Annotated in this window: 20 protein-coding genes and 2 tRNA genes; 12 read left to right on the top strand and 10 right to left on the bottom strand. The window is 55.7% G+C overall.

The genetic code is table 11. The features are described 5' to 3' along the window. Nucleotides 1–3 precede the first annotated feature (3 nt). Both FIV08_RS10255 and FIV08_RS10250 read left to right on the top strand, forming a co-directional pair. Nucleotides 4–1,134: a porin gene (locus FIV08_RS10255; protein ID WP_152438257.1), complete on the top strand. Its 1,131-nt coding sequence runs from the start codon at nucleotides 4–6 to the stop codon at nucleotides 1,132–1,134. A gap of 209 nt (nucleotides 1,135–1,343) precedes the next feature. Beyond that, nucleotides 1,344–1,748, top strand: a complete 405-nt coding sequence (locus FIV08_RS10250; RefSeq protein WP_058091156.1) for a DUF1330 domain-containing protein — start codon at nucleotides 1,344–1,346, stop codon at nucleotides 1,746–1,748. Nucleotides 1,749–1,789: 41 nt separating this feature from the next. Here the strand turns inward: FIV08_RS10250 and FIV08_RS10245 are convergent, their stop codons facing one another. Next, nucleotides 1,790–2,125, bottom strand: a complete 336-nt coding sequence (locus FIV08_RS10245) for a branched-chain amino acid transporter permease (RefSeq protein ID WP_152438256.1) — start codon at nucleotides 2,123–2,125, stop codon at nucleotides 1,790–1,792. Continuing rightward, a complete protein-coding gene (locus tag FIV08_RS10240) occupies nucleotides 2,118–2,822 on the bottom strand; it encodes an AzlC family ABC transporter permease (RefSeq protein ID WP_152438255.1) in 705 nt (234 codons plus the stop codon). The genes FIV08_RS10245 and FIV08_RS10240 overlap by 8 nt, the downstream gene beginning before the upstream one ends. Before the next feature lie 157 nt (nucleotides 2,823–2,979). Between FIV08_RS10240 and FIV08_RS10235 the strand changes: the two genes are divergently transcribed. The 5 genes from FIV08_RS10235 (at nucleotide 2,980) to pgsA (ending at nucleotide 8,106) form a co-directional block, all read left to right on the top strand. Further along, nucleotides 2,980–4,599 carry a methyl-accepting chemotaxis protein gene (locus FIV08_RS10235; protein ID WP_152438254.1) on the top strand — a complete coding sequence of 540 codons (1,620 nt, stop codon included), beginning with the start codon at nucleotides 2,980–2,982 and terminating at the stop codon, nucleotides 4,597–4,599. A 73-nt stretch (nucleotides 4,600–4,672) separates the two neighbouring features. After that, the gene (locus FIV08_RS10230; protein WP_152438253.1) at nucleotides 4,673–4,933 is read left to right on the top strand and encodes a hypothetical protein; all 261 of its coding nucleotides are present in this window, start codon (nucleotides 4,673–4,675) and stop codon (nucleotides 4,931–4,933) included. Between the two features lie 108 nt (nucleotides 4,934–5,041). Continuing rightward, nucleotides 5,042–5,701 carry a UvrY/SirA/GacA family response regulator transcription factor gene (gene uvrY / locus FIV08_RS10225; protein WP_058091151.1) on the top strand — a complete coding sequence of 220 codons (660 nt, stop codon included), beginning with the start codon at nucleotides 5,042–5,044 and terminating at the stop codon, nucleotides 5,699–5,701. After that, complete coding sequence (gene uvrC, locus FIV08_RS10220; RefSeq protein ID WP_152438252.1) at nucleotides 5,685–7,544, top strand: excinuclease ABC subunit UvrC; 1,860 nt, start codon at nucleotides 5,685–5,687, stop codon at nucleotides 7,542–7,544. Before uvrY ends, uvrC begins: the two co-directional genes overlap by 17 nt. Before the next feature lie 7 nt (nucleotides 7,545–7,551). Next, nucleotides 7,552–8,106: a CDP-diacylglycerol--glycerol-3-phosphate 3-phosphatidyltransferase gene (gene pgsA, locus FIV08_RS10215; protein ID WP_152438251.1), complete on the top strand. Its 555-nt coding sequence runs from the start codon at nucleotides 7,552–7,554 to the stop codon at nucleotides 8,104–8,106. An 11-nt stretch (nucleotides 8,107–8,117) separates the two neighbouring features. Here pgsA and FIV08_RS10210 read toward each other — a convergent pair whose 3' ends face one another. From FIV08_RS10210 to FIV08_RS10195, 4 genes are read right to left on the bottom strand one after another with little or no spacing between them, the layout of a single operon-like run. Further along, entirely contained in the window at nucleotides 8,118–8,741 is a 624-nt protein-coding gene (locus FIV08_RS10210) for an ABC-type transport auxiliary lipoprotein family protein (protein ID WP_152438250.1), read from the bottom strand. Continuing rightward, a complete protein-coding gene (locus FIV08_RS10205) occupies nucleotides 8,738–9,676 on the bottom strand; it encodes an MlaD family protein (protein ID WP_152438249.1) in 939 nt (312 codons plus the stop codon). Before FIV08_RS10205 ends, FIV08_RS10210 begins: the two co-directional genes overlap by 4 nt. Continuing rightward, nucleotides 9,676–10,500, bottom strand: coding sequence for an ABC transporter ATP-binding protein (locus tag FIV08_RS10200; protein WP_152438248.1), 825 nt, complete (start codon nucleotides 10,498–10,500; stop codon nucleotides 9,676–9,678). The genes FIV08_RS10205 and FIV08_RS10200 overlap by 1 nt, the downstream gene beginning before the upstream one ends. A gap of 3 nt (nucleotides 10,501–10,503) precedes the next feature. Next, a complete protein-coding gene (locus FIV08_RS10195) occupies nucleotides 10,504–11,655 on the bottom strand; it encodes an MlaE family ABC transporter permease (RefSeq protein ID WP_416376895.1) in 1,152 nt (383 codons plus the stop codon). Nucleotides 11,656–11,936: 281 nt separating this feature from the next. On the opposite strand from FIV08_RS10195, the gene FIV08_RS10190 reads away from it, so the two are divergent. Beyond that, complete coding sequence (locus FIV08_RS10190; RefSeq protein WP_152438247.1) at nucleotides 11,937–12,668, top strand: murein L,D-transpeptidase catalytic domain family protein; 732 nt, start codon at nucleotides 11,937–11,939, stop codon at nucleotides 12,666–12,668. Nucleotides 12,669–12,674: 6 nt separating this feature from the next. Here the strand turns inward: FIV08_RS10190 and FIV08_RS10185 are convergent, their stop codons facing one another. Continuing rightward, the gene (locus FIV08_RS10185) at nucleotides 12,675–13,379 is read right to left on the bottom strand and encodes an START domain-containing protein (protein WP_172972266.1); all 705 of its coding nucleotides are present in this window, start codon (nucleotides 13,377–13,379) and stop codon (nucleotides 12,675–12,677) included. Between the two features lie 239 nt (nucleotides 13,380–13,618). Between FIV08_RS10185 and FIV08_RS10180 the strand changes: the two genes are divergently transcribed. Both FIV08_RS10180 and FIV08_RS10175 read left to right on the top strand, forming a co-directional pair. Next, a tRNA-Gly gene (locus FIV08_RS10180) sits at nucleotides 13,619–13,694 on the top strand. 54 nt (nucleotides 13,695–13,748) lie between these two features. Beyond that, a tRNA-Cys gene (locus tag FIV08_RS10175) sits at nucleotides 13,749–13,822 on the top strand. A 42-nt stretch (nucleotides 13,823–13,864) separates the two neighbouring features. On the opposite strand, the gene FIV08_RS10170 is transcribed toward FIV08_RS10175, so the two are convergent. After that, nucleotides 13,865–15,301 (bottom strand): alkaline phosphatase PhoX, encoded by a 1,437-nt coding sequence (locus tag FIV08_RS10170; RefSeq protein WP_152438245.1) that lies wholly within the window; start codon nucleotides 15,299–15,301, stop codon nucleotides 13,865–13,867. Between the two features lie 206 nt (nucleotides 15,302–15,507). Here FIV08_RS10170 and FIV08_RS10165 point away from each other — a divergent pair, with 206 nt between their 5' ends. Then, nucleotides 15,508–17,436, top strand: a complete 1,929-nt coding sequence (locus FIV08_RS10165; protein ID WP_152438244.1) for an alpha/beta fold hydrolase — start codon at nucleotides 15,508–15,510, stop codon at nucleotides 17,434–17,436. Between the two features lie 27 nt (nucleotides 17,437–17,463). Here FIV08_RS10165 and FIV08_RS10160 read toward each other — a convergent pair whose 3' ends face one another. Next, entirely contained in the window at nucleotides 17,464–18,828 is a 1,365-nt protein-coding gene (locus FIV08_RS10160) for an NAD(P)/FAD-dependent oxidoreductase (RefSeq protein WP_152438243.1), read from the bottom strand. A gap of 101 nt (nucleotides 18,829–18,929) precedes the next feature. Here FIV08_RS10160 and FIV08_RS10155 point away from each other — a divergent pair, with 101 nt between their 5' ends. Further along, the gene (locus FIV08_RS10155) at nucleotides 18,930–19,730 is read left to right on the top strand and encodes an SDR family NAD(P)-dependent oxidoreductase (RefSeq protein ID WP_152438242.1); all 801 of its coding nucleotides are present in this window, start codon (nucleotides 18,930–18,932) and stop codon (nucleotides 19,728–19,730) included. Between the two features lie 19 nt (nucleotides 19,731–19,749). Here the strand turns inward: FIV08_RS10155 and FIV08_RS10150 are convergent, their stop codons facing one another. After that, nucleotides 19,750–21,504, bottom strand: coding sequence for a putative bifunctional diguanylate cyclase/phosphodiesterase (locus tag FIV08_RS10150; protein WP_152438241.1), 1,755 nt, complete (start codon nucleotides 21,502–21,504; stop codon nucleotides 19,750–19,752). Nucleotides 21,505–21,743: the final 239 nt, after the last annotated feature.

Raw genomic sequence — 21,743 nt, 5'->3', positions numbered from 1 at the left:
GAGATGAAGAAGGCCAAACTTGCGTTGTGTGTTGCCCTGGCAGGCATGACTTCTGCCCCCGCGTTTGCCCAAAAAGTCGAGATGCCTGACCTGGACGTGCGAGTGTACGGCTTTATTAACATGGCCATTATGCATTCCGATACCGGCAATGGTTCAGAGCAGTACATCGTGGACAACGATTACGCGTCCAGTCGTGTTGGCGGTGTGATCAGCACCGATCTCCCGGATACCGGCCTGAAAGTGGGTGCACATCTGGAGTGGGAATATCAGCATAACCCCTCGAACCTCGTGACCCCGGAAAACCGATCCATCAAGGGTGACTTTGATGAGCGAATCATCAGTCTGTTTGTTGAAGGTGCCTATGGAACGTTGGCCGTGGGGCAGGGATCTGGCGCTGCTGATGGCGCGACTGAAGCCGACCTGTCCGGCACCAAGGTCGTCACGTTCCCTGATCTTGCGTTGGTAGGTGGTGCCTTGCCGTTTGTTGAGAAAAATGGTGGCCCTAGCCCAACGGTATTCCAGTCTATTCGGAGCCAGGATTTCGAGTCCCGCTACGATCGTGTGCGCTATGACAGTCCGCGGTTTGGTCCTGTGAGCGTGGCTGTCAGCCAGGGCTATAAGAGCGAGCAGGACATCACGGAACTTGCCGCTTCCTACAACGAAACTATTGATGGCCTTGGTCGCATGTCTGCCTCTATTGGCTACTCCACCAAGGACGTAGGGAGCGCCGCGGGCGATCTGGAGACCATCGGAGGCTCGGTTTCCTGGTTGCACGATACAGGTATCAATCTGGGTGTGGTGTACTCGAATACCGAGAACGATGCCGGCCGTGATTCGGACTTCAGCATGTTCAAGGTTGGATACAAGACTGGAAAGCATGCCTTTACAGTGCATCGTGCCCAGGGCAAGGACTTTAATCCGGTTGTTGTAACGCCCGGAGCAAACGAAGGTGACCCTGAGGTTCGTACGACCATTGCGGGCTCCGATGTAGAGGTCTTCGGCGTCGCATACGTCTATCAGCCCATCAAGCGTCTCGAGGTCTACGCCGTCTATAACAATTTCGCACTGGATGCAGATGCCGGTGACTACGATGATGTACGTGTTGCGATGGTTGGTAGCCGTTTGCACTTCTGACGTTTTAGCGCTGCTTGGGGGTTAGTTTCATTCGGCTTGTAGCGATCCTGGGCTGAACCCCTGATCTACGATTGCCGTGGCGACTTTACGGGGTGTTCTTGTTTAAGTCGGTCGTAGTCAGCTGGTGCATATTCCCGAAAATTGGTTTACTGTTGGTTACACAGGTTTGATATACAGTAACGCTTCAGCATTCATGAACAGGGACAAACATGGCGACCATCAATCCATCTCAGGAAGAGCTCCGCAAAGTTTTGCAGGAAACCCCCAAAGATCAGCCCGTCGTGATGCTGAATCTTTTAAGGTTTCGCGACCGGGCTGCTTACCAGGATGACGCTCACGATTGTTCAGGCCGTGATGCCTACAAGCGATATATGGAAGAAGCTGCGGAATGCGTTCGCACCGTTGGTGCGGAAGTGATCTGGTCGGGCCGCTCTGTAGGTTCGCTGATTGCTCCGCCCGATGAGTCCTGGGATCAGGTCTTGCTGGTGCGCTACCCGTCGATCAATGCCTTTCTGGCCATGATTGAAAGCCCGGAATATAAAGGTGTGGTCAAGCACCGCACGGCGGCGCTGGAAGATTCCAGGCTCGTTGCCAATGTTGAAGGTACGCCCTGATCTGGCATCCCGTCTGGTTAAGGAATTAGCCAGACGGGACACTAGGTAAGCCAGCCTGCTTGCTGAATGGTCATGTATGCGGCAGTACCCGCGGCTATGGAGAGAAGCGCGTTACGCTGCCACAAGTGAATGATGACCACCAGCAACCCTGGAACCAAGGCGTCCAACCCTGGCGCGCTGGCGCTCCAGTTTGCCGACCTCTGAAGAAAAATCATTGCAAGCAACGCCATTACAGCTGCCGGTAGAAAGCGCCCGATATGCTTTACCAGGGGGTGCTCGGTGTGGCGCTCGAAAAAAAGAAACGGCACCACACGGGTTGCAAAGGTTGCACCGGCAGACACCGCAATGAAGGCCGCCAGATAATACTGCTCAGCCATGGCTTACCTCACCGCTATTTGTGCGTTTGTGTAGCTTCCAGTAGTGGAGTAGCAGGGTGGTTGTGACCAGGGTAATCGCTGCGATCAACTGATGGGCTGGCGGTACCAGCAACATGGCCAGGCCCGCCGCCAGTGCGCCTGCCCAGAGCGGAAAGGTGTTGCCCAAGGCCTTGTATTGCTCGATGGTCAGAACGATGAACAGCGCTACCAGGGCAAACTCAATACCGGTGCTGTCGAAAGCGACCAGCTCACCAAGCAGGGCACCAATGGCACAGCCCGTTATCCAATAAAGCTGGTTGAACAGCGTAATTCTGAAATCAATGGCTTGTTCGTGTTGGCGATCAGGTGTCCTTGGCCTGCTGGTAAGCAGCGAGTAGGTTTCATCGGTGAGACCGAAAATCAGATAGCCCTTGCGCCAGCCGGCACCGCGGAACTGCCCCAAAAGAGAAAGCCCATAAAACAGGTGCCTGGCGTTAAGTACGAACATGGCAACAGCCACTTCCAGTAGTCCGGCACTTGCGGCCAGCAGGCTGACAGCGAGTATCTGGCCAGACCCTGCATAGATAACCAGGCCCATCAGGGGCGCAACCCACCAGGCATAATCCAGCTGTGTGGTGAACAGCACGCCGAAGGCCATGCCCAAGGGCAGATAACCAAACAGGATCGGCAGTGTCAGTCGGAAGGTGTCCTGGTTCATTAGCATCCAAACGTTATGAAAGTGGCGATGATAGTGAATTGGAACAGGGTTTTGAAGTGCGCCAAAAGGCGCAATCAAGTATTTGACGCAAAAGATGAAATAAAAGCGTCATAAAACAGGCATACCCTCCACGGGTACCTTCCCGTCTGGAGTTGTCATGCTGTCCACCGTTCGAGCCCGCATCCTGTTCTTTGCTGTCCTTTCTCTTATTGCCGTCACAGGCCTGGCGGTTCTTTCCTGGATAATCATTCTCAAGGCCGAGGATGCCTCCGAGAATCTCATGCGCAACAATCTTCAGGACACCTGGGTGCTTATGGATCTTGAGCAGGATCATCGCCGGCTTCAGGACCTCGCTTTCAAGATAAAGGCGCAGTTACTGTTATGGGATGAGATCGAGACGGAGTTTGACTATCTGGACACCGCTTTGCGGGACCATTGGAAACGCGTGCAAGGAGCTGAGCGTTTGCGCAGCTGGGCTGTTGATCATCAAGGCGAGTTTGATCGGGTGTTGGCTCTGGTGGGCGACATGGGCAAGGGTGTTGAAGAGAAAAGTTACTACCGGGTAGGCCAGGTGGTCGATTTTCAGCTGTTTCCAGCGTTGGAGCCAATGCTCGAAGCAATAAATCATCAACAGGCTGCCAGTCGGGACGACGTGTCAGCTGGCGCCGATGATTTGCTGGCGTTCCTCTCGGGCCAGAGAGTTGTTCTGTTTGGGGGCTCACTGGCGTTCCTTGTGGTGGTCGTGGCCATGACCCTGTGGCTCAGGCATTCGGTCATTCTGCGGCTGCAATACATGGAGCGGGAACTGATGGCAATGGAGGCCGAGTCTGACTTGTCACGAACGCCGGAGGTGGGCGGCCGCGACGAAGTGGCAGGCGTTGCCGGCGCGCTGGAAAGCCTTGTGCGCCGATTTGAGGGTTTCATTGGCGATATCCGTCGTGCAGCGGCCGGCCTGGACGAGCGTTCTGCGGCGCTTGATGAAGGGGCTGAAGCCTTGCAGCGTGCCTCAGAGGAAACGGGACAACAGATCGGTGATGTCAGTGCGTCGATGACCTCAATTGCTGACCAGGCATCACAGATTGAGCAAGCCACAGAGCTGTCGGCCGTCACTGTCCGGCAGGCCGTGGTTGCCAATGTGGAAGTGCAGGGCGGTTTGCGGAATAGCGAGCAGGCGGCAGAGCATACGGTTGAGGTGATAGCGCGAGTCTCCGAGTCCATTCACGCTCTTAATGACTCGACGGGCAAGATCGAACAGGTAATCGGTGTGATTGCCGATATTGCGGAACAAACCAATTTGCTGGCGCTTAACGCCGCTATAGAAGCTGCGAGGGCCGGTGAGCATGGTCGGGGATTTGCGGTGGTTGCAGACGAAGTGCGCACGCTGTCCCGAAGGACGGCGGAGTCCACCAGCAACATCCGCCAGTGGGTGCAGGACCTTGTAACAGGCGTTGGTAGTGTCGATGGGCTTCTGGCGGAAATGCGAGAGGCGGGGGAATTGAACCAGACCAACCTCCTGGCGCTTAAAACTCACCTGGAGCGACTTAAAAACCAGTTCGATGAGTTGGAGCAGCACAGCGATCATATCCGTAGTTCCATTGCCCTTCAGCACGAGGAGATCGGCAGGGTAGGCCGCCGGGCTGTCTCATTGTCTGCCAGCGCTGACACTCTGACGGAGAACGTGGACAATGCGCGTCGGGTGAGTGAGTCGCTCAGGCAGGAGTCTGTGTCTATGCGGCAGCTGGCCTCCGGCTTTCGAACCCGGTATGCGGAACAATAGCATGTGTCTCCAACAGCGGGGGTTCTGATTGTCGCCATAAAACCGTAACATACAGCGACTGATTGGAGGTTTTATGAGTGACGAAGCAGCGCGGCAGCCGGAAGCGGACCCCCGGGAAGAGAAATTTGTGGTGGACGCCGAGTTGCTGACCGAAGACCAGCTGCAAGGGCTGGCTGAGGAGTACTGCACACGTTACCACGGGTTGAATGACACCGAGAGTCCACTGGCAGAGCGGGAGCGGGTGCTGTCTGCCGTGCGCCGGGGCGATCTGGTGGTCTGGTTTGACCCCGTCGAGAACACTGCTGGCCTTGGTAGCCCTTCCGCCGAAGTCTGAAAGCTTTTATTGGTTTGTCTGCAGGCTTTTGCCTGCGGTGCCTACCCGTCGGCTTTCCTAAACGTTACAATCAGTCTGTTTTTTTCATACCTGATGGCGAGGTGACATTTGATCAGGGTACTGGTTGTTGATGATCACGAGCTGGTGCGCTCCGGTATAACCCGCATGTTGGCTGACAATCCCGATATTGAAGCGATTGGCCAGGCCTCATCCGGTGAGGATGCGATTGAGTTTGTGCGCAAGGACCGCCCGGATATTGTCCTGATGGACATTCGGATGCCTGGCATTGGTGGTCTCGAAGCAACCCGGCGAATACTGCGTATTGATGATTCCATCCGGGTGATTGTTGTAACGGCCTGTGCCGACGACCCATACCCCGCCCGTGTCATGCAGAGTGGCGCCACTGCGTATATCACCAAGGGTGCTGATATCCAGGAGATGGTGCGGGCTATTCGCAAGGCCCACTCCGGCCAGAGATACATCAGCCCGGAAATCGCCCAGAAAATGGCCCTCAAAACGCTGGGTGGTGACCGAGAGGAAGACGGGGAGCTCTCCCGGTTCGAGCGGTTGTCTGAGCGGGAGATGCAGATCGCCATGATGGTGGTGGATTGCCAGAAAGTACAGGACATTTCCGACAAGCTCTGCCTGAGCCCGAAAACCGTCAACAGTTACCGCTATCGTATTTTCGAGAAGCTCGAGATCTCCAGCGATGTCGAGTTGGCCCTGATGGCGGTACGGCTTGGGTTGCTGGATGCCGACAAGGTCTGAACCCGAAGAAATTGTCGGGATGTTTGACAGCAAAGACTTCCTGAAGCAACTGACCGAGCTCCCCGGCGTTTATCGTATGTACGATGACACCGGCGGCGTGCTCTACGTGGGCAAAGCCCGCAACCTCAAGAAACGCGTCAGCAGTTATTTCCGCAAAACCGGCCTGGCCCCGAAAACCGAGGCCCTGGTGGGCAAGATTGCCTCCATCGAAGTCACTATTACCGGCAGTGAAACCGAAGCGCTGTTGCTTGAACAGAACCTGATCAAATCCCTGCGGCCGCCCTACAACATCCTGCTTCGGGATGATAAGTCCTACCCCTATATCTATCTGTCGTCCCACAGTGATTACCCGTCGCTGACGTTCCGGCGGGGGCGTACCAAGAAGGGGGGTGGCACCTGGTTTGGGCCGTTCCCTAGCTCCGGGGCGGTCAAGGAAAGTCTTAATGTTCTACAGAAGGTTTTCCGTATAAGGTCCTGTAGTGAAAGCTATTTCAGAAACAGGAATCGTCCTTGCCTGCAATACCAGATAAACCGCTGTACCGCACCTTGCGTGGAGTACATCAGCCCAGAGGACTACCAGCAGGATATTCGCCACGCCACCATGTTTCTGGAGGGTAAGAACCCGGCCATCATCCATGACCTGATGAATGCCATGGAAGCGGCATCGAAGAACCTGGAATTCGAGAAAGCAGCCGCTTACCGGGATCAGATCAACCATCTGCGCCATGTACAGGAGCAGCAATCGGTAGACGGTGAGGGTGGTGATGCTGATGTTATTGCGATTGCCCAGGATGCCGGTGTGGTGTGTGTGGTGGTGATCATCGTTCGCGGTGGCCGGGTTCTGGGTACCAAGGACTATTTCCCCCGCTTTTCACTGGAGCAGTCCGAAGGTGAGTTGCTGGCGGCGTTTCTGGGCCAGTACTATTTTGGCGGCGATACCCGCCGGGAGATTCCAAGGGATATTCTGGTGCCTGTGGCGGTTGAAGGAGAGGCGCTGCTGGCAGAAGCCCTGAGTGAGGCCGCCAATCGGGAAACCCGTATCCGTGGCAATGTACGTGGTGAACGCCGCCGCTGGCTGGAGCTGGCCATGACGAACGCCCGCCAGACTCTGCTGACCCATTTAGCCAGCAAGGAAACCGTGTACCGGCGATTGCTCGCCCTGCGGGACCTGCTGGAGCTGGCAGAAACGCCGGCGCGAATGGAGTGTTTCGACGTCAGCCACAGCCACGGGGAAAATACCGTCGCATCTTGTGTGGTTTTCGACGAGAATGGGCCCCTGAAGAGCGATTACCGGCTTTACAACATTGAGGGTGTGACTGCTGGTGACGATTATGCCGCCATGCGCCAGGTGCTGACACGCCGTTATCGCCGGCTGGTTAACGGTGAGGGCAAACGCCCGAGTCTGGTGTTTATCGACGGTGGTAAAGGGCAGTTGAACATTGCCCGGGAAGTGTTTGAAGAACTTGGGATCTCTGACATTCCGCTGATTGGCGTTGCCAAAGGTGTGACCCGCCGGGCGGGAATGGAGCAGCTGATTGATGCCATGACCGGCGATGTTTTCCGGGTGCCCGCTGACTCGCCGGCGCTGCATCTGATTCAGCATATTCGGGATGAATCCCACCGATTTGCCATTACCGGCCATCGCGCTCGCCGGGACAAAAAACGTCGGCAGTCCACCCTTGAAGGTATCGAAGGGGTTGGGCCCAAGCGTCGCAGGGAACTTATCCGTTACTTTGGCGGCATACAGGAAATTCGCAAAGCCAGTGTGGATGAAATGACCAAAGTGCAAGGCATCAGCAAGTCACTGGCTGAATCCATATACGCAGCATTGCACGATGAATAGGAACACCATGAATTTACCCAACGTACTGACCATGTCTCGCATCGTGATGATTCCGGTGTTCGTGGTTGTTTTCTATCTGCCCATGCAATGGAGCTACATGGCCAGTGCCGTTATCTTCGCGCTGGCGGGAATTACCGACTGGCTGGATGGTTACCTGGCCCGAAAGCTTGACCAGAGCACGCCATTTGGTGCGTTTCTGGACCCGGTGGCAGACAAGCTCATGGTGGCGGTGGCATTGGCGGTATTGATTGAAGAACATGCTGCGGTGCTGATGACCATTCCCGCTACGATTATTATCGGGCGGGAGATTGTTATTTCAGCGTTGCGGGAATGGATGGCGGAAATGGGTAGCCGGGCCAGTGTCGCGGTTTCCTATATCGGCAAGATAAAAACCACCGCCCAGATGGTCGCCATTGTTGGGCTTTTGGCGTTCCCGCCAGGGCAGCTGCTGGCGTATGTTTCGATCGGGCTGTTGTATCTGGCGGCGGTTCTTACGCTATGGTCAATGGTGCTGTACCTGCAGGCGGCCTGGCCCGACCTGTTCCCGGATAACGATCACTGACGTTTCCGGTACTAGCGTTGTCTGGCTTCGGCCAGACAGGCGTACGCCCAGCGATTCGTGGCTTCGGCCAGCGCCCGGGAACTCTCACTGAAAGCCTCCATCAAGGCATCCACTGAGGCGCTCTCAGCTCGCTGCTCCACCCGTTGGCTTTTGCTGCAAAGGCTTCTCCGGGTGCGATTGCCCATGATCTCTGCATGTAACTCCATCACCACCGTAACACCCTGATCCTGCCTGTTCTCAGCATGAAAGGCCGATAGTTCGGAAATCAGGGTATGGCTGGCGAACGCCGGACTGGTGTCAGTGACAACATTGTCAAACCCGCTGTTGAAACGAAAACTCTGTATCAGATAGTCTCGGACCACCACCGGAATGCTGTCACGCCAGCGAACTGCAGGTAACGCCTGGAACTCATAAAGCGAAGGTTTAAGCAAGACCCTTGCGCTGTCCAGAGGGTCTGAAGCCAGCGGGGTATCTATTCTTAGCGAAACCGGCCGGGGAGTTTCCCGCATTGGCTCGGAAGCGTACGGGGCAAGATCCATAGCCCGTGGCGGTTCTGGTGTTGGGAACACGGTGCAGGCAGTCGTTAGCGTGGCTGCGGAGATATAAACCGCCAGCCGGCGGAGGCCGATTGTCATTGCTCAAATTCCTGGAGGTTGGGGCCGCCACGAAGGGTGCCTATTGGGTCTGCGTCGAGTCTGCGGGTAAAGGAATTCAGGTTGCGAAGAGTGTTGCGCATTTCGCGAAGTACCGGTGTGATGTCACCCAGGCCTTGAATCCCGGCATCCAACACCTGTTCGTTGTCTTCGGTCAGTCGGTCCAACCGGCTCAGGGTAGGCTGCAAGGTGGACAGGGCCTGGGTCATGGATTCCAGAACCGGCGCAATTTCCTGCTCCAGGGTTTGGCGCGCCCGGTCCGATGTATCAGAAACCTTGATCGCGGCTTCCTCGGCGCGGATAGCGGCCGTGTCGAACTGAGCCATCAGGGCAAGTAACTCTTCCCGATTGGCGAGCAATGATTCCGTTGCCAGGCGGGTGTTGTCCAGAATGGCCGAGACGTTCTCCAGATTCTCCGACGCAAGCAAGCGGTTCATGCTGGTTAACAGTTGTTCTGCACTGGAGATTATGGCCTCACCGTTGTTTAGCAGGTTGGAAAACGCCGATGGCTGTGCATTGATGAGCGGTGGGTTATCACGGTTACCCTGAAGTACCTGGCTGTCGGTTGTGCCGCCGGTGAACTGGACACTCATGCTGCCGGTAATATTGGCAAGAACCAGCTCCGCCCGGGTGTTCTCACGAACCGGAATGTCCCGATCCACACGCACCAGCACCCGAACATGGGCAGGGTTGTCTGGTGCCAGAGACAGCTCGAGAACATCGCCAACCGGAACGCCGCTATAGAGCACAGGATTGCCTTTTGAAAGCCCGCCCACCGGATGATCAAAACCTATCTGGTAGTACGCCCACTCGCGGTCTGCGGTGGACTTGCCCAGCCAGAGCGCAAACAGTAAAGCAGCCGTCACTGCAGCCAGCGTGAACAGTCCGATAATAACGTGATGGGCCTTTGGCTCCATTAAACGGGCTCCTGTCTGGTCAGCCGGTTATGTGCATCGATTGCGGCCCGCCCCCTGGGGCCATGAAAGTATTCCTGTATCCATTTGTCATCTGTCCTGGCGACGTTTTCAAGTGTGTCTGCCACCAGCACTTTTTTGCGGGATAATACGGCTACCCGGTCACAGGTTGTGTACAGCGTATCCAGATCGTGGGTAACAAGAAAGACCGTCAGCCCAAGGGCGTTTCTCATGGTTACGATCAGTTCGTCGAACGCTGCGGCGCCTATCGGGTCCAGCCCCGCTGTGGGTTCGTCCAGAAACAGAACCTCCGGGTCCAGAGCCAGGGCGCGTGCCAGGGCCGCTCGTTTCACCATACCACCGGAGAGCTCAGCAGGGTATTTCAGGGCAGCATCCGCTGGCAGCCCGGTCAGGGCCAGCTTCATCCGGGCAAGTTCCTCGGCCTCCGTGCGGGTAAGCCCCGCGTGCTCTACCAGTGGCAGTGAAACGTTCTGCACCAGGTTGAGCGAGGTAAACAAGGCGCCGCCCTGAAACAGCACGCCGAATCGCTGCTCGTAGAGAGACCGCTCCGCACCGGAAAGTTCCGTGAGATCGACATCAAAAAGCTGGATGTGGCCGTTTGAAGGAGTATTGAGGCCAACGATGCTGCGCAGCAAAACCGATTTGCCCGTGCCGGATCCGCCAACAACCCCCAGAATTTCTCCGGGATACAGGTCCAGGTTCAGGTTTTCATGGACCAGGTGATCACCAAAGCGGTTACACAGTCCCCGAACCTGGATCACCGGTGTTGACGAACTACGGCCGTTCTCTGGCTTCATCTCCGGCATGACTTACCAGCCCATTTCCATGAAAAACAACGCCGCTATGGAGTCCAGCAGGATCACCATAAAGATCGATTGAACCACACTGGAGGTGGTGTGCTCACCCACCGACTGGGCACTGCCCGCCACCTTGAAGCCTTCGAGGCACCCAATGACCGCAATCAGGAAGGCAAACACAGGGGCTTTTCCAATACCCACCAGAAAGTGCTTCAGGGCAATATCCCGTTCCACGATGGCCATAAACTGACTTGGTGGAATATCCAGCACCAGTGCGCAGACCGCGGCGCCGCCAACCATTCCGGAGATCATGCCAATGAAGATGAGCACTGGCAGGCTGACCATCATGGCCAGAACTCGTGGGACTACAAGTAGTTCCACCGGGTTCAAACCCAGGGTACGAATGGCGTCGAGCTCTTCATTAACCTTCATTGCGCCGATGTGAGCGGTGAAGGAGCTGGCGGTGCGCCCGGCGAGCAAAATGGCGGCCAGCAGAACGCCAAACTCCCGCAGGAAAGAGAATGCCACAAGATTGACGGTATAGATTGTCGCGCCGAAGTCTTCCAGCACCGTCGCTCCAAGAAAGGCGACAACGGCGCCCACCAGGAAAGTCAGTAAGGCAACAATGGGCAGGGCATTCAGCCCGGTGTCGTGTACTGCCGCGACGAACGGAGTGATACGCCAGCGGCGGGGCCGGGGAAGGATATAAAACAGGGTAGCAAGGGTTTGACCGATAAAGCCTGCAAGCATCCATAGCTGGCGGGCAATGGCGGTCACTTTCTCTCCGACGTCGGCCAGAAAATCCAGCAGGGCGTTTTTCCGGGTGGGCTGCCAGGGTGCGCCTGCCAACGCCTCGGCAACGGTGATCAGAAGTTGCCGCTGTTCCTCTGGCAGGCTGGCATTCTCCAGCAACCTCAGGAGCTGTTCCGGGCCTGTCAGCCGGGCGATAAGTGCCGCCCCAGACGTATCAACCCGGCTTAGCTTATCGAACTCAATGTTGGTGATCGTGGCACCGCTGGCCTGAACCTCGGTAACCCGCTGGTTGAGTACTGAATAATAGGAGAGCGTCCAACTGCCGGATAGGGTCAGGGTGTCACCGTTGCAGTCAAGGTTGCCGGGGGTGTCGCGGTGTGCTGTCGTCAAATAGCCGGAATCAGTCGCCACAGGTGCCGTTAATCCTTGTCCGGTATCCAGAAAAGATACTCTCAAGCTTAAAGATTCCGGAACAGCTCTGCCAGTATCTTTGGTTTTCCGTAACCTTGCCGGTGACCGGGCCGGTAACGTTTCGGTCTCGTTATGCGGCGGGAAGGAAGGATCTAACGTCCACCATTTGTATGGGAACGGTTAAAAATTGTACGGAATGAACGGCGTCTCAAAATTCTCTGTTAGAATAAGGCATCTTTTCAATCAGGTAGCTTATCTTCCTGAATCCTGAGGTAACGTGCATGCCCAAGCATCACAATCGACGCGTTTTTTCATTGTTTTCCGGCCTGGCGGTTTCTTTAGCCATTTCCATACCGGCCCAGGCCCAGTCATTGGATGACCAGTTGCTTGCCCGTCTCGCCAGTGTCGCACCCAAGCTGAACCCGGAAGTGCTTGAGGCAGCCTTTAAAGCCACGCACTGCGCCATTGCCAACGGCGTTGCCATGCCAGAACGGCTTGCAGTGATTGATTTTTCTCTGCATTCGAGCCAGGAGCGGATGTGGATTTTTGACCTGGCGCAGGGCGATTTACTGCTGCGGGATCTGGTTGCTCACGGCAGAAATTCAGGCAATGAAGAGGCAACTGCCTTCTCGAACATTGAGGGCAGTTACCAGTCTAGCATCGGGCTGTTCAAGGCCAGTGAATCCTATCGTGGTATGCACGGGTACTCCTTGCGACTGGACGGCCTGGAGCCAGGCATTAACGATCTTGCGAGGCAGCGGGCCATCGTGATTCACGGTGCTGACTATGTAAACAGCAACTGGGTGGACCAATACGGGCGCATCGGCCGCAGTCATGGCTGCCCGGCGGTAGACCAGAAAGTGGTGCAAACCGTGGTGGACAACCTCAAGGGTGGCCAGTTGGTCTTCAAATACTACCCGGACCAGAACTGGCTGCAGACCTCCAGTTTCCTTAACTGCGACAGTGCTACCCAGGTGGCAGGTAATCGCGCGGCCCGTGGTGGCAATAGCTGAAGTAGCTCAGGAATCGCTGGTCGGGAAGCGCAGGTTATGCTTCTCGACCAGTTCTTTCGGTGGTGTGTCCGTTGAGTAATCCCGATAGGGTGATGCTTCCATCATCCGCTTCAATCCCTCCAGTGTTCGAATTGGTGCATCGGTGGCCACAATGTTGGCAACCCACGCGGGCACCAGGCCTCCCGGGTCCATATGGGTGGTGAATGTCACCCGTATCCAGCCGTCTTCAAGTGGTTCCACCACGAAGCTGTTATCCAGCATGGGGATGCGCACGTAACCTGATTGCTTCGGGGCATCATCCGGGCGGCCCGTGGATTGCACGGTGACGGCGCCACCCGGTTCGTCCTGAAGGAACACAGACTTCATGACCACATCGCGGTCAGATGCCGGCCAAACCCCATCAAACTTCATCCACAGCAGCCGCTCTCCGTCGTCTGTCATGTGGTAGTTGGCTTCCTGGCAGTTGTAGATCCACTGTTGGCACAGGGAAATGTCATCAATCACTGATAGCGCAGCCACCATAGAGTGCTGGATTTCAACCACACCGCGGAACTGTTTGATTGGTGTATCCGAAACTGTCCTGACATAGGTGTTGATGTCAGACCGTTCCTTGCCTTGCTGCTTGGGTGTCCATCCTTCGCCAGATGCGTGGCTGGCCACCATGGTTGACAGGGTAACGAGGGTGGCGAAGACGGTTGCGGGAACGCGCATGGTATCGGTCTTCCTGTTAATGTGATTGAGTGTCATGGATTTTGAAAGATGAGGGGGCGATAAACCATTGCGCAGGTAACGGTTCTGATGGGTTGGCCGGAAATGACAATGGCGGTGCTATTGGCTAAAGTTTGTTCACAATTGCCGTAAAAACAAAAACTTGAAAAAAAGGTGTTGACGCCCCCGGCGGAATCCGTAGAATACGCAGCCGTTGACGAGGCAAAGCCTCTAGACGAAGAGCGGGAATAGCTCAGTTGGTAGAGCACAACCTTGCCAAGGTTGGGGTCGCGAGTTCGAATCTCGTTTCCCGCTCCAATTTCCAAGTCTCTCACGCCTCCTGAGAGCATAAGCCAGAATCCAGGCTTACCCGGCGCGGTGGCAGAGTGGTTATGCAGCGGACTGCAACTCCGTGTACGCCGGTTCGATTCCGACCCGCGCCTCCATTTTATTTTTATCTCACGTGACCCACACTGGCTGCCTTTAGGTCAACCAGCCCGAAAACGTTCTGGTATTGTCAGCTCATAAGTGATACCCAGCCCTGGAACTCCGGGACCTGCGGCATTGCCTCTTTGGGAACTGAAATAGAGGAAGCGACCATTACCGGTAAACGCCGGGCCAGTCAGTTCACTGCCGCCACCGGGTATCTGCAACAGGATTTTTGACGGACCATTGGGGTTCATTACCATTAGTCGCATAGCGTCGCCGTCTTCGGCGACAATGACATCACCCATGGGTGATATGGTGATGTTATCAACATCATCGAACGGGGTGTCGGGGGCGATCAGTTGTTCGTTGTCGAACACAACCTCGATCAAGTCGTTGTCAATGTCCAGGGCGTACACTCGGTTGTCACCTTTGCAGGCAAAATAGACCACCGCACGAAGCGGGTTGTTCGCGCCGCTCACCTGAGGTCGCTGGCCCTCCGGCAGTTCCTGAATCCAGATCCCTTCACCGCCTTTGAAAACAGTGCCTGGGGCTCCGGCGCCCGTAGCGATCTCGATTTCCGAACGGACCTGGCTCTGAGGTCGGTCCGGGGACTGAACGGGTACCCAGCGAACCCGCTTCACCGTTCGGGCTTCGACCAGGTCCTGTTGATATGCGCCGGCTTCGAAGCCCTCAATTTCCAATACCTCCAGGATTCCGTTATCCATATCAAGCCCCGGCTTTCCATTGATGGATACGGTCATACCGCCGGACCTGAAACGGTATAACCGGCCGCTTCCTGAGTCTTCTGTGAGGTAGAGTGTTTTCGTTGTGAGATCGACTGCAACCGCTTCGTGGTTAAAAATGCCCAGCGCCGGGAGTTCTCTTGCGGTGTCCGGTGTGCCCAAAGGATCGCATTCGTAAACCCTGCCGTCGGGTACTTCTTCACATGACAGCCAGGTTTGCCAGGGCGTGGCGCCACCAGCACAGTTTTGGCGGGTGTTTCGAAGGATGGGGTAGCTGTCTGTGATCTCACCATCACGATTGAATCGCAGCACGCCGACGCCGCCCGCTGGAGTGATTTCGCTGTTGCTGACGTAGATCCAGCCTCCGTCATCAAGATCGAATACCGCGCCACCATCCGGAAAGATGTGCCATGGGTAATTGATCAGCCCCAGTGAAGGCAGAGGAATGGCTGTGGAGCTTGTAAGGCCGGAGACGGCAACTCGACGGATCTCGAACTCTGGAGGAATCAGAATGCCGTCAACCCCGCTGTTTTCGAGGGGGCCAATGCTCATGAGAGGCCCGGGAGAAAGCGGAAGTTCCATGGCCAGGATGTCCGCGGGCGCGTCTCCCAGGTCGGGTGCTGGGTTTAGATTCGGTGCAGGCGGATTGTTAAGTGGGTTGCCATCGCCGGATCCTCCCACACAAGCGCTCACTGCCACGGTTGAGCCACCCACCAGCAGTATCTGCAGAAACCGTCGCCTCTGATAATTCATCTGAACTCCTTTGATATCGTATAATCAGTATTAATCCGACTACAGAGCAGCCTAATACGCCTTTGTGGCAATTTCGTTACGATGGTGTGACGACGTAAGGTATCGATGAATTAGTTGAACTTTTGCTCAATAGCATCGCATAATACAATATATGCCAATTTTGAGAGGGTTAGGTTGGCATTCTAATAACAAGAGAGGAATCCCAAATGCGTCACTACATCCGTTGTACCAATAGTCTGCGCTTTGCTTGCGCAGCTGCCATGACGGTGAGTCTTTCCGGCTGCCTTGATAGCGGCTCCAGCGATGCACAACAGCCTTCTTCCAATCCCCAGGTAACGGAAAGGCCGGCAAACAACGGTTGTGAAAATGCCGGCCAGGCGTGTGATGTTCCCGCGATTGTGCCAATTTCGTGTTCCGCAAACACACCCACCGAGGGTGGCCGCAGCTATCCGGTTGCCATTACGTCGAGCTCCGGCGAAACCATTTCCTTTCAGGTGCTGGAGCCCATCGGAGGCATTGACTGTCGGCAGGGGCATCCTCTGGTCTTGCATGGCCATGGTTTTGGCGGATCTCGCTCCACGTCCGGTTTCGACAACTATCGGGAGTCAGGCTTTGTCGTGATTTCCATTGATCAACGTGGCTTTGGTGAGAGTACGGGTACTGTTCGAGTTATGGACCCGGAGTTCGAAGGCCTCGATCTGATTCAGATACTGGATTGGGCCGAGGATAACCTAGAATATCTTCAGTATCGGCGCGAGCCGTCATTGCCACCGGCGCTGAACCCGAACCCGGTAGTCGGCGCCATAGGTGGCAGTTACGGTGGTGGATTTCAGTTATTGCTGCACGGGCAAGATCCTAAGCAGCGACTAGACGCGCTGGTTCCTGATATCACCTGGTATGACTTGCGATCAAGCCTTAACCCCGGAAACGTGATCAAGACCGGATGGGATCTGGTGCTTGTAGCTGGCGGTGAAGCCGGATCAACCGGTAACGGAAACGGCGGGCTGGACCCGATTATCCGTGAGATTCTCGCGCAGGGGCTCCTCTTAAACCGTTTTCCTGAATCCGGGCTGGATTTCTTCTTCTACCACAGCCCAGCTTATCGCTGCACCGGTGAACCATTGTCGGTACCCGAATCTCCGGATTTGTTGAGTTTTCAGATTGCTCCGCCAGCCTATGACGTGCCGCCAACTCCGTTCCGGCCCGTTAATGTTTTGCTTACTCAGGGGATGAAAGACACTCTGTTCAATTTCAACGAAGCCTGGCGAAATTTTGATTGTTTGCGTGCCCGGGGAGGCGATGTCAGATTGCTCACACACCAGACCGGTCATATTCTCCCCGTTGAAGCGCCAGACGAACTGCAGCCGGCTGAGTACGTTGATCCAACCGCAAGCTTGTTGGAGATCCCGGGGTTTCAGTCTGCCGGCGGGGCTTTTGCCTGCGGCGATGTCTCCATATCGGATGCCACTCTGAATTGGCTCCAGCACCATCTTCAGGGCAAGCCGCTAGCGGGCTATTTTGACGGGACTGATCAGAACGTCTGCCTTTCTCTGGAAGATGGGGCTGCGGTTCAGGTGCCCGTTGATTCCTTCCCGGCACCTGGCGCACCGGGTACGTTACTGAGCGGTGATGCCGTGGTGGAGCGCGTGGTTAGGTCCGATATGCCTGTTCCGAACGGTGCCACCGCGGCGGCTACGCCGACCTTGCCACCTGAGGCTTTGTTGCTGGGCAAAGCCGGCGACAATGGTGTGACAATTGGAGGCATTCCTACAGCGCTTGTAACTGTGTCCGATCTACTGGGAAGAACAGAATGCGCGGCTGACCTTAGTCAGTATGAGCCGGGCTGCGACGCGATTCTGTTTGTCGGGTTAGGTAAACGTAGTGAAGGCAGCAGCCGGTGGAGGCTGATCGATGATCAGATCCAACCGGTCAGGGGCCTGAAAGAGGCAGAGGTTATTGAACTGGTCGGAGTCGCAGAAGCGTTAAACCCGGGCGACGAGCTGGCACTGCTGGTCTACGGATTCCACCCTCAGTACCCGCTGAGCTGGTCAAGAGACCCGCTGTTGCAAGCCGTCAACTTCGAGGCGACTGTTCAGTTGCCCGTGCTGCAGGGCACACTTGTCAACGAGGGGTAATGGCTGGCGCCGTTGGGAGTGGGGGCTTTACCACAGCTTTCGCTCCCACCAGTAGTCCTCGGCTTTCAGCGCCCCCTTAACGGCTCCTATTCCCAGTTGTTTGAATGGCTGTACAGGCCAGCGCACCGGTGTTCGATTTACGAACCAGGCCCTGGTGCGTTTGCTGTCCAGGCCGAGGGCCAGCTCCGCCAGGGTTTTCCCGCTGTATTGCGTCAGCGATACACCATGGCCAGTGCATCCGCACAGGTACAGGGTGCGATCATCTTTGTAGAGGCCAAGGTTGGGAACCATGTCGAGGGTAACCGAAACAGGGCCACCCCATTGGTAATCAATGCCAATCTCCGCCAGTGGCGGGAACAGGGTTTTCAGGTGTTTTTCCAGCGTCCGCCATGTTGGTTTGTGATGGTCGAGGCTCATGTTCTGGCCTGCGGTTGTCACAACGTTGGCGCCGCCAAAGGTAATGCGCCCGTCTGCCGTTGGCCTCAGGTAGTGAACCAGGTGCCGGTTAGTCTCTATACCGTAGCGTCCGGCCCAGCCGATGGCTTGCCACTGTTCTGGAGTAAGGGGTTGGGTGACGATCTGATGTGTCCAGACGGGGGTCTGATTGCGGCGAAACGCTCCCATTTCCGGTAGTAGATGGCTGTACGCGTTGGTTGCCAGTACAACCTTGCTGGCGGTAACGGTGCCGCCGGAGGTCTGCACAGTAACCCCGCCCCGGGGATAGGTGATGGCCTGACATTGGGTGTTCTCATAGATATGGACACCCAGTTGTTCGCAGATGGCTTTCCAGTGCCGGACGTGCTTCGCAGGATTCAGGATGCCGCATCGTTGCTCAAACAGGCCGGCTTTAGCCAGCGGGCTGTGAAGCCGTTGCGAGAGCTGGTCTTCGCCCCACCAATCAAAGGAGCTCGAAAACCCCAGTTCACGGTAGAGATCCTGCTGTTTTTGCAGGCGCTCACGATGTTTGCTGGTCAGTGCAATCCGCAGAAAGCCATTGTGTTCGTAATCGCTGTCGAAGTTGTACCGGGTAACACATTCACGCACGTAGTCGACGGCATCTTGCATGTACTGGTGGGCGGCCCGGGCTTTCTCCTTGCCGTGAAGCAGGCAGGTTATTTCGGGCTCAAAGCCGAACAGGGTCATGGAAAACCCGCCGTTGCGCCCTGAGGCCCCAAAACCAACGGCACTGCCTTCCAGAACAGTGACGTCCAACGATGGCTCCAGTTCTTTCAGGTGCGCTGCACAGGACAAACCGGTGAATCCACCGCCAATAATCACAATATCGGTCCGGTGGTCTTCAATCAGCGGCAGGTTAGGGGAGTAGGGGCCAAATTGATTGAGCCAGAAAGATCGGGTCTCTGGTGAGCCAAGTTTGCTGTAGTCTATGCCCATGGCGTTTATCACGTTGTTATATTTGAAGCCTTTCGGCAGAGGTGCGCCAAGGTGTATCAAGGTGGCGTTATAAAAACAAGACAAGAAACCGGAGTGTATTCATGAGTGTGAGCGGCAAGACCATTGTTCTGACGGGCTCGTCCAGCGGTATTGGGGAACAGGCAGCCTATCAATTGGCCCGAAAAGGGGCGCGCCTTTGCCTCGTCGCCCGTCGAGAAGATGAGTTGAAGAGGGTGCAGCAGGCTATCATCGCCGAGGGCGGCAAAGCCTGGGTATACCCGGCAGACTTGACCGATGAAGCCGGCTTGCAGTCGGTTGCGGATCGGATACTGGCAGAACACGAACGGGTGGATGTGCTGGTCAATAATGCTGCCCGCTCCATCCGCCGCCCCATCGCCGAGGCGCTGGACCGGTTGCACGACTATCAGCGAACCATGAATATCAACTACGTTGCTGCGGTCGGGTTGACGCTGAAGTTACTTCCAAGGATGTTGGCACAGGGCCGGGGGCAGGTGGTGAACATTTCCACCTTGTCCTCCCAGGTTCCGATTCCCTTGTTCTCCGCCTACCTGGCCAGCAAGACTGCGCTGGAGTCTTTCTCTCGTTCTTTGTTGGCCGAAATGGGGGATCAGGGGATCGACGTTACCGTAGTGTACTACCCGATGGTGCGCACGCCCATGTCGTCACAAACCAGCATTTACAAGCACATGCCGATGATGACTCCGGATAAGGCTGCGGGATGGATCGTCAAGGCCGTAGATGAAGGGCCGGCAAGGGTTGGTAGCCTGATGGGGACTGCCGGCAGCATTGCGCTTGCGGCGTTACCAGGTCCGGTTACACGTTACACCCAGCCGTTGTTCAGGCTGATGGATAAAAAGCTTGGGGAGAAGATTCGCCCATAACGGTTACTGAAGGGCCGTTTTATTCCCCCATACTCACCAGATACGCTGGCATTGAATCGGCTGGCATGGGCCTGGCGTAAAGATATCCCTGAGCCAGATCACAGCTCAGGGTCTTGACGAGATTGTCTTGTTCACTGGTTTCCACGCCTTCCACGACTACGCTCAAGCCGAGACTGTGCCCAACGGTGATGATGGCTTGCATGATCGCCATATCACTGTTGTTTTCCATGGCATGGTGCAGAAAGCTCCGGTCAATCTTCAGGCTGCAAACGGGCAGTTTACGCAAATAGAGCAACGAAGAATAACCGGTGCCGAAATCGTCAATGGAAATGTGCACCCCGGCGTTTTTCAGTCTTTCCAGTTGACCAATCTGTACTTCATCACCTTCGATCACTTCGTTTTCTGTTAGCTCTACGCCTAACTGGGAAGGACGCAGGTCATGATGGTGCAACTTCTGCAGGATATGGCTGGCCAAATGTTGGTTTGTCAGTTGTTTGCCCGACAAATTGATGTCAATTCGCAGGTCCCCAAGCGCCGTACCCTTCCAGGCCGTAAGCTGTTTGCAGGCTGCATCAATAACCCAGTCTCCAATGCGGTTAATCAGTCCTGATTTTTCTGCCACCGGTATAAAGATATCCGGGGGTACAGGCCGTGAATTTTCATCAAAGCAGCGCAGCAGGGCCTCACATGACCGCATGCGCCCGTTTTTCAGATCAATTTGGGGCTGGAAATACAGTTGCAGGGTGCCTGCAACCAGAGCGTTACGGAGGAGCGCCGTTATTTTCTGATAATGAAGCAGGCGATCATTGATGTCTGAGGTATAAAAACAGATGCTGTTTTTGCCGCTTTCCTTTGCCTGATACATCGCGGCATCGGCGTTTCCCATCAATTCTGGGACCGTCGTGCCATCATTGGGGTAAAGACTGACGCCGAAACTCGCGGTGACTTGATAGCAAGCGCCATTCAGAACGAAGCCACGCTCGAGCATACTGCTCAAGCGGCGAAATACTTCATGAATGCTTTCGGGACCGTCAAAATCGAACATCAAGAGTACGAACTCATCGCCACCGAAGCGACTAAGCTGGTCGCAGCAACGAATTTCCCCCTTTAGGCCATTCGCAACATCCAGCAGCAGTTCGTCTCCATAGTGATGCCCCAGGGTGTCATTGATCAGTTTGAAATTGTCCAGGTCAATAAACACAACGGCGATCTCGCCGCTTTGGCGCCGTTCTGCCTCCATCAGGCGAGCCGACAGTTCAACTTCCATCATCCGTCTGTTGGGCAGTTGAGTCAGGTCGTCAAAATTAGCCATCCACTGGAGTTTGTCGTTGGCTTTCTTCTGCTCCTGCAAGCTGACATCAATGCAGAACATTTCGCAGTCGCCAGTGTCCTGCTTGATCATGACGTGACTGGAGTAAACCGGCACGAGGTGCCCATCCTTGTGCTTTAACTCAATTTCTTCTGGTGGAATGCTGATGTTGCTCTCCAACCAATCCCGGTGGGCGTCTATTACGCCCTCGCGCATATGGTCCGGAATGATCAGATCTTCCAGCAGCTGACCCTCGGCTTCTTCCCGGGTATAGCCGTAGAGGTGTCGGCTGGCATCGTTCCAATAGATTACCCGGCGTTTCCTGTCATAGCCTTGAACTGCGACCATTGGAAGGCTTTCGATCAGCTCATAGAAATCTTGCTCGCTCTGCTTGGCGGAAGCCCGCAAACGCCCACTGTCGTCAGCGGATGAACGGTGTCCTTTCGGTCCATTACGAGCCGACATTTTATGCCTCCCAAACGCGCGTCTGCAGAAATCAAAATACCCGCCATATCTTTCAGCTGCTTAGGGCAGTATAGGTGCTATGTTTCGGATCGCCCAATGCTTGTAAGGGGGCGCGTGGCAGAGTAAACCGATGGAGGGAGAGAGATTTCTTCGAACCGCAACAAGCCTAGTGGCAAAGCCTGACCAGGGGGCGGATGCTACAGGTAATGATCGGGAAGGGAGGATGTTGTTCGCGGTGT

The organism is Marinobacter sp. THAF197a (assembly GCF_009363275.1).
Lineage (GTDB): Bacteria > Pseudomonadota > Gammaproteobacteria > Pseudomonadales > Oleiphilaceae > Marinobacter.
Note: the sequence above shows the minus strand (reverse complement) of the source record. Positions and strands in the feature narration are given on the sequence as shown.

Excerpts from the sequence above, each read along its gene's own strand:
- FIV08_RS10235 (WP_152438254.1), top strand. The coding sequence starts at position 2,980 with ATGCTGTCCACCGTTCGAGCCCGCATCCTGTTCTTTGCTGTCCTTTCT.
- uvrC (WP_152438252.1), top strand. The coding sequence starts at position 5,685 with ATGCCGACAAGGTCTGAACCCGAAGAAATTGTCGGGATGTTTGACAGC.
- FIV08_RS10245 (WP_152438256.1), bottom strand. The coding sequence starts at position 2,125 with ATGGCTGAGCAGTATTATCTGGCGGCCTTCATTGCGGTGTCTGCCGGT.
- FIV08_RS10155 (WP_152438242.1), top strand. The coding sequence starts at position 18,930 with ATGAGTGTGAGCGGCAAGACCATTGTTCTGACGGGCTCGTCCAGCGGT.
- FIV08_RS10190 (WP_152438247.1), top strand. The coding sequence starts at position 11,937 with ATGCCCAAGCATCACAATCGACGCGTTTTTTCATTGTTTTCCGGCCTG.
- FIV08_RS10150 (WP_152438241.1), bottom strand. The coding sequence starts at position 21,504 with ATGTCGGCTCGTAATGGACCGAAAGGACACCGTTCATCCGCTGACGAC.
- FIV08_RS10255 (WP_152438257.1), top strand. The coding sequence starts at position 4 with ATGAAGAAGGCCAAACTTGCGTTGTGTGTTGCCCTGGCAGGCATGACT.
- FIV08_RS10170 (WP_152438245.1), bottom strand. The coding sequence starts at position 15,301 with ATGAATTATCAGAGGCGACGGTTTCTGCAGATACTGCTGGTGGGTGGC.
- FIV08_RS10165 (WP_152438244.1), top strand. The coding sequence starts at position 15,508 with ATGCGTCACTACATCCGTTGTACCAATAGTCTGCGCTTTGCTTGCGCA.
- FIV08_RS10210 (WP_152438250.1), bottom strand. The coding sequence starts at position 8,741 with ATGACAATCGGCCTCCGCCGGCTGGCGGTTTATATCTCCGCAGCCACG.
- FIV08_RS10185 (WP_172972266.1), bottom strand. The coding sequence starts at position 13,379 with ATGCGCGTTCCCGCAACCGTCTTCGCCACCCTCGTTACCCTGTCAACC.
- FIV08_RS10240 (WP_152438255.1), bottom strand. The coding sequence starts at position 2,822 with ATGAACCAGGACACCTTCCGACTGACACTGCCGATCCTGTTTGGTTAT.
- FIV08_RS10250 (WP_058091156.1), top strand. The coding sequence starts at position 1,344 with ATGGCGACCATCAATCCATCTCAGGAAGAGCTCCGCAAAGTTTTGCAG.
- FIV08_RS10200 (WP_152438248.1), bottom strand. The coding sequence starts at position 10,500 with ATGCCGGAGATGAAGCCAGAGAACGGCCGTAGTTCGTCAACACCGGTG.
- FIV08_RS10160 (WP_152438243.1), bottom strand. The coding sequence starts at position 18,828 with ATGGGCATAGACTACAGCAAACTTGGCTCACCAGAGACCCGATCTTTC.
- pgsA (WP_152438251.1), top strand. The coding sequence starts at position 7,552 with ATGAATTTACCCAACGTACTGACCATGTCTCGCATCGTGATGATTCCG.
- FIV08_RS10230 (WP_152438253.1), top strand. The coding sequence starts at position 4,673 with ATGAGTGACGAAGCAGCGCGGCAGCCGGAAGCGGACCCCCGGGAAGAG.
- FIV08_RS10205 (WP_152438249.1), bottom strand. The coding sequence starts at position 9,676 with ATGGAGCCAAAGGCCCATCACGTTATTATCGGACTGTTCACGCTGGCT.